Origin of the sequence: Desulfotomaculum sp. OF05-3 (genome assembly GCF_003435535.1) — a bacterium.
Lineage (GTDB): Bacteria > Bacillota > Clostridia > Lachnospirales > Lachnospiraceae > Pilosibacter > Pilosibacter fragilis.
This window is the reverse complement of record NZ_QWGO01000063.1, coordinates 1-6,657: the sequence shown is the minus strand read 5'-3', so window position 1 is coordinate 6,657 and position 6,657 is coordinate 1. Positions and strand designations below refer to the sequence as shown.

Below are 6,657 nucleotides of genomic sequence, written 5' to 3'. Positions count from 1 at the left end.
ATTTTGGCCAGTTTTCTTTACTGTTGGAACGCTTGCAACGGTGTACAAAGGGAACATAATAAAAAACTTAATAATGGACTGCCAATCTTACACAAAGTACCGCCCAAACGAGACTACGGGCGGTATTTTTGTATCATGGCGGAGAAAGGAGGAACTTCCCACGGGGGCTTGACTGAAAAGTTGAGCCCCTTTTTTCATGCCAAAAAACAGGAGGTAAATGCTTATGGCAGATGATAAAACCACAAAAACGCCGGAACAGCCGGTAACGGATAGCGGGCCGGGCAAGGAAACACCGCCTAATCCCCCAAAAGAGTCGGAGAAGGTTTCCGTTTCCCCGGAGCCGGAAAAAAAGACGGAACCAGAGGTAAAGACCCCACAGGTTTCTGTCTATAACTTCGCTGAAATTATGAAGGAAAAGAAAGCCGAGGAACGAGCGGCAGCTCCCGGCGTGGAAAAGCCTGACCCGGCAAAAGCGGAGAAACCGGAAAAGCAGCCGGAGGCTCCGAAAAAAGCAGAGGAAAAACCCAAAGAGCCGGAACAGCCGAAGCGCCGGGGCCGTCCCCCGAAAGCAGATAAGGACAAGGACGCAGCCTCGAAATCCAAAGCTCCCGCACAGAAAACGGAAAAGGCGGTCAAAAAGGAACCGGAGAAAAAAACGGCTCCAACGGTACAGGCCGCTCCCGCTCCGAAGGAACCCGAAAAACCGAAGGATGCTCCACGCCGGGGCAAGGAGCAGATCGTCTATATCAAGCTGAACGAACTCCACGCCTTCAAGAACCATCCCTTTGAAGTCCGGGACGATGAAGAAATGCGGGCTATGGTGTCCAGCGTTAAGGACAAGGGCGTGACCCAGCCCGCTATCGTCCGTCCCCGTGAGGATGGCGGCTATGAGATCGTGTCCGGCCACCGCCGCCAGAAAGCCAGCGAGCTTGCCGGATATGCGGATATGCCCTGTATCGTCCGAAACCTGACAGACGATGAAGCCATCACGCAGATGGTCGAGGATAATCTCAACCAGCGTGAAGAAATCCTCCCCAGTGAGCGGGCCAAAGCCTTGAAAATGCAGCTTGAGGCTATCAAGCACCAGGGCTCCCGCACTTCGGGCCAGATTGACCCGAAGGACGCAGGAAAACGCTCCAACGAAATTGTGGCCGAGCGTAATAAGATGGCGGTCAAACAGGTGCAGCGGTATATCCGGCTCAATGAGCTGGTTCCCGACTTGATGAAGCTGATGGATGAAAAAAAACTGGGCTTTACTACGGCGGTGGAGCTTTCCTATATCGGCAAGAAGAACCAGAACTATATCGCCGTTGCCATTGACAGCCAGCAGTCCTCGCCTTCACAGGCGCAGGCAAAGCGTATGCGGGAACTGGACGAAAAGAAGCTGCTCAACGGGGATGTGATCGACGGCATTATGATGGAGGACAAAAAGGAGGTAGACAAAGTGATTTTGACAGGTGCGGAACTGAGCAAGTATTTCGGCAAGGAAACTACGCCGAGGGAAATGAAGGACCAGATCATCAAGCTGCTGGACGACTGGAAGGGTCAGCAGAAGGAACACGAAAAACCGGAGAAGAAAACCGAACAGGAAAAGTAAGCTAAAACTTCGGGTCAGCATGGCCCGAGGATTGCGGGGCTCTGCCCCGCGCCCCGAAGCTCTGGAGATATAAATGATTCCCCGTCGCCAGTTATTCCGTAGCATAGCCGGGAAAATCAGTCAAGGGCAGCGCCGCCGCAGGCGGTGCCAGAGGCACCCTTGACGGATTTCTCCCGGTTATGCTTTTTCCCGGTCAAGCGACGGGGATATAAATTCTCCAGAGCCGTTCCCCTTCCCGGGGGAAGGGGCGGAGGGATTGGGCGAACTCTTGCTTTTCCCTAAACCAAAACAGAAATGGAGGCTCAACCAATGAAACGACCTTTAGCGTACCTGACCGCCGCATGGAGCGGCGAGCCGGATGTTGATATGGAGCTGGCGGCTCACTACTGCCGCCTTGCTTATGAGGCGGGCTTTTCCCCGATCTGCCCGCTCTTGTACCTGCCGCTGTTTTTGAATGACAGCGTTCCCGAGGAACATAAGGCCGGGATTGATATGCGCCGGGATATGCTGCGGCGTTCTCATACCCTGATCGTCTGCGGCAGCGTTGTGGACGAGGATGTGAAAAACGATATTGCGGTTGCCGGACGGCTGGGCATTGCGGCGACAACGCTGGAAGGGGTGCTTGCCGTGAAGGGACACGGCACCCCGGGCCATGCCGGACATTAAGCTGGGGAGCCTTTTCGACGGGATCGGCGTGTTCCCTCTGGCTGCTTCCCGGTGCGGTATCCGTCCGGTCTGGGCCAGCGAGATTGAAAAAGCGCCCATCTCCATAACCAAAAGGCACTTTCCCGATATGGCGCATTTGGGAGATATTACGAAGGTGGACGGCGGGAAAATCCCGCCGGTCCATGTGATAACCTTCGGTTCCCCCTGTCAGAACCTTTCTCTGATCGGCAACCGCTCCGGCCTTGCCGGGGCAAAATCAAGCCTGTTCTATCAGGCGTTTCGTATCATACAGGAAATGAGGGATGCTACTGATAACCTATATCCAGCTATCGCTGTTTGGGAAAACGTCATGGGAGCGTTTTCTACAAATGACCGGATGGACTTTAGAGCCGTCCTATCCGCCTTCTCGGACACCGAAGTTCCAATGCCTCCTTCGGGAAGATGGGGAAATGCCGGAATGGTGCGAGGGGGAACGCCTGATGTGTGCTGGCGGCTCATGGACGCCCAGTATTGGGCAGGCACCCGAAGGCTGGCACGAAGGCAGCGGATTTTCGTCGTGGCGGATTTTGGAGGCAGACGTGCCGCAGACATACTATTTAAGCCCCGTCCAATGCTCCCACTTCCTCCGCCTTGCGGAGAGGGCGGGCGGGCCGCCGCCGAAGGAGATCGAACAGCTTCTTTTGAAACAGGGCGGCAGATACCAGTCATCCACCCCTTTCAGTGCTTCCGTATGCGGGGAGCGGCAAAAAGGCAGGAAGAAACGGCCTTCCGAAACAGCTTCGGATTACCAACTGACCCTTTTCCCACTCTTTTAGCCAGTGACGTGACGCCCTTCGCCTTCTGGTATGAGGGCGACCCGGAGGGCGGCTGTATCCGTTTTCTGACGGAAACGGAAAGCGAACGGCTGATGGGGCTGCCAGAGGGCTGGACAAAGTACGGGGCGGACGGCGTGGAGATCCGGCCTCTGCAACGCTACAAGGCGCTGGGGAACGCGATTGCCCTCCCTTGCGCCGATTACATTATGGCCGGGATCTATGAGGTGCTGGCTGACCGGGCCGGAAAGGAGGAATGAGCCCATGTTTGAAGCCTATATAACCAACACCGCCCTGTACCCCTTGATGGGGATTGAGGTAGGGACAACGGTACATTTCCCCACGACGACACAGGAGTTGCAGGCCGCCCTTGCCAAAATCGGGATAGACGGGAAACGGTACAGCGAAGTGTTCTTTACCAGCTTTGACAGCGATGTGCTGGGGCTCTACGATCATCTCTACGAATGTGAGAACATCGACGAGCTGAACGAGCTGGGCCACGCCCTGCTGGAAGTACGGGATAAGGGCGGACTGGAAACCTTTGAAGCCGCTCTTGTCTTGGGAAACCACACACGGAGCGTGAAGGATTTGATAAACCTGACGCAGAACCTTGACCTTTACCGCTTTTACCCGGATATTTCCGATGATGAAGGGCTGGGCCGCCTTTACGCCGACGAGCTTGGGACCATCGACATACCGGAGCACATTCAGAACTACTTCGATTATGAAGCATACGGGCGGGATGTGCGTATCAACGAGGGCGGCGTATTCGCTCCCGGTGGATATGTGTCGGCAGTCCCGGAGGGCTTCAAGGAGTATTACCACGGGCCGCAGGACATTCCGCCGGAACACCGGATATTTGCCTATCCTGAAAAGGCCGAACCTGTCCACTCCATTCTCGTTGCACTCAAACGGTTTCAAGAAGCCCCGCCCGCTCCGAAAAAGGACAAGGCGGGGCCTTCCCATGAAGAACGGTAGGACTTCGGGCCAGCATGGCCCGAAGCATGAAGGAGGTGCATACCATCAACTATTACCCTATCAATGAAGGAGCCGCCCGCCGGGCAAAGGAAATGAACAGCTTTTCCGACTACAAGGAAGGGAGCGCAACGGCGGAATACCGGGCAATGGTGGACAAGGCCGCCGCCATAGCGGAAAAGCAGAAATCCCGGGTGGCCCCCATGTACCATGAGAAGATCGACCATTTGTTAGACACCTATGCCCGAAAGCTGGCTGAAAACATGAACCAGGGCTTTGCCATTGACGCAAGGGTTCCCTCTGTGATGATCGCCGGACCTGCCAATTTCCCGGTGGGGAAGAAGGAAAAACAGAACCGGGCCCGGGACAGCAACATGGAGGAATGGCAGTATATTCAAGGGCTGCTGGATAAGATACGCAGTACCGGCATGGGCGGGATCAGCGCCGATGACCCGGCAGCGATTGAAAAGCTCCAGAAGAAGCTGGACGGGCTGGAACGCTCCCAGCTCATTATGAAGGAGGTCAACGCCTATTACCGCAAGCATGGCAAACTGGATGGCTGTGCGCTGCTGTCGCCGGACCAGATCGAAAAGCTGAAAGCAAGCATGGCGTCAAGCTGGCGGAGCGACCCGAGGCCCTTTGAAAGCTACCAGCTTACCAACAACAACGCGGAGATCCGCCGGGTAAAGGCCCGTATCGAACAGCTTTCCAAACAGGCACAGCAGGAATTTTCCGGCTGGGAGTTCGATGGGGGTCGTGTGGAAATGAACCGGGAGGACAACCGCTTGCAGGTGTTCTTTGACGGAAAGCCTGACGCGGACACCCGGGCCGAGCTGAAAAGCAGCGGCTTTCGTTGGGCTCCCAGCGTGGGTGCATGGCAGAGGCAGCTCACGGACAACGCCATCCGGGCGGCTGACCGGCTGGAATGTATCAAGCCGCTGTCCGGCGAAAAGCCCTCCCAGCTTCAAAAGAAGCCCTCTATCTTGCAGACCATGCGGGAACAGGGCGAAAAAGTCCAGACGGAGCCGGAAAAGAAAGCTCCGTCCGGCAGGGATGCCGAGCGGTAAGCCTCGGGCCACATTGGCCCGAGGCTTTCTGTTCGCCGAGATTGTACGGGGGCCTCCCGGATAGCGGGAACCCCGACGGAAAGGAGGTTTTATGCAGGAAGAAGTAAACCAAAAAACGGTTGCCCTTTCGATCAGGACAACGAAGCTCACGGGAAAAGTGCTGGCTGCCGCTCTTGGGAAGGTGGTGCGGACGCTGCAAAAGCACCACCGGAAGGCGCTGACCCCACAGGGACGCCAGAGTGTGAAAAAGCTGATGAACCACTATGGCGGCAAAAGCGCCATGCCCTATGTGGGAGCCCCGAAGGATTTTGACCGGATCGCGAAGGAGTTCCATGTGGACTACGCTTTCCATAAAGTGAGCCCCGGCCATTACCTGCTGTTTTTCAAAGCCAATCAGGCGGACGCTATCACGGCGGCCTTCCAGAAGTACAGTGCAAAGGTGCTGGACAAAGAGCAGGACAAGCCTTCTATCCTCGGCCAGCTTCGGAAATTCACGGAGCAGATCAGGACGCAGGCAAAGGAGAAGCAGCGGACCAGAGAGGCGGTGAAGGACGGACGTTGAGTGACAAGATCAGAAAATATGTGCTCCCCAACCTGCCGTACCTCTTTGTGTTCTGGTTTTTTTCCAAAATCGGGACGGCCTACCGGACTGCACCCGGCACAGACTTCGGGACAAAGCTCATGGGGATGCTCGACACCTTCCCGAAAGCCTTTGAAACCTACTGGCCGGGGCTGGGCGGTATTGACCTGCTGGTGGGCCTTGCCGGTGCGGCTGGGATGTATCTGCTGATACAGTCAAAGATCAGGAAGGCAAAAAAATTCCGGCGGGATGCGGAGTACGGCACCGCCCGCTTTGGAACAAAGGAGGATATAAAGCCGTTTGTAGACCCTAAATTTCAGAACAATGTCATTTTAACCGGGACGGAGTTCCTTACCATGAACACCCGTCCGAAGGTACCTGCCAATGCCCGGAACCTAAACGCCTGTGTCATCGGCTCGTCCGGCTCGGGAAAGACAAGGTTCTGGCTGACCCCGCAGCTCCTTCAAGCCCATTCCTCGTATGTGGTGGTAGACCCGAAGGGCGGCACCCTCGACCAGTGCGGGCGGTTCCTGCAAAGGGAAAAATACAGGGTGCGGGTGTTCAACAGTATCGACTTCTCCAAATCCATGCACTACAATCCGCTGGCCTATATCAAGACGGAAAGCGATGTTTTGAAATTCGTTACCGCCCTGATTGCCAATACCAAAGGCGATGGCAAGGAGGGCGACGAGTTCTGGACAAAAGCCGAAACCCTTTTGTACTGCGCCCTTGTGGCCTATATCGTCTTTGAGGGGCCGGAGGAAGAACGCAACATGAATACGCTGGTGGAAATGATAAACAGCATGGAAGTCCGGGAAGATGACGAAACCTTCAAAAATGCGGTTGACTATATGTTCGATGGGCTGGAACGCCGCAGTCCCCAGCACTTCGCTGTGAGACAGTATAAGAAATACAAGCTGGCCAGCGGTGATATATGCTCTAAGTGACTTCTTAATCATG

General features: G+C 55.6%; 6 protein-coding genes and 1 pseudogene. All 7 read left to right on the top strand.

Annotation, left to right across the window (positions count from 1 at the left end; all coding sequences use genetic code 11):
• Positions 1-217 precede the first annotated feature (217 nt).
• Positions 218-1,597 (top strand): ParB/RepB/Spo0J family partition protein, encoded by a 1,380-nt coding sequence (locus DXA87_RS17305; RefSeq protein WP_107001186.1) that lies wholly within the window; start codon positions 218-220, stop codon positions 1,595-1,597.
• Between the two features lie 309 nt (positions 1,598-1,906).
• On the top strand, positions 1,907-2,263 hold the full coding sequence (locus DXA87_RS17300; RefSeq protein WP_009901612.1) for a hypothetical protein: 357 nt from the start codon (positions 1,907-1,909) through the stop codon (positions 2,261-2,263).
• On the top strand, positions 2,250-3,335 hold the full coding sequence (locus tag DXA87_RS17295) for a DNA cytosine methyltransferase (protein ID WP_107001185.1): 1,086 nt from the start codon (positions 2,250-2,252) through the stop codon (positions 3,333-3,335). Before DXA87_RS17300 ends, DXA87_RS17295 begins: the two co-directional genes overlap by 14 nt.
• A gap of 4 nt (positions 3,336-3,339) precedes the next feature.
• Positions 3,340-4,053, top strand: coding sequence for an antirestriction protein ArdA (locus DXA87_RS17290; protein WP_107001184.1), 714 nt, complete (start codon positions 3,340-3,342; stop codon positions 4,051-4,053).
• Between the two features lie 14 nt (positions 4,054-4,067).
• A complete protein-coding gene (locus DXA87_RS17285) occupies positions 4,068-5,117 on the top strand; it encodes a hypothetical protein (protein ID WP_107001183.1) in 1,050 nt (349 codons plus the stop codon).
• A gap of 91 nt (positions 5,118-5,208) precedes the next feature.
• Positions 5,209-5,679 (top strand): PcfB family protein, encoded by a 471-nt coding sequence (locus DXA87_RS17280; RefSeq protein ID WP_107001182.1) that lies wholly within the window; start codon positions 5,209-5,211, stop codon positions 5,677-5,679.
• Positions 5,676-6,626: pseudogene (locus DXA87_RS17275) on the top strand (type IV secretory system conjugative DNA transfer family protein); the annotation flags it as partial. The gene DXA87_RS17280 and the pseudogene DXA87_RS17275, both read left to right, overlap by 4 nt.
• Between the last annotated feature and the right edge of the window lie 31 nt (positions 6,627-6,657).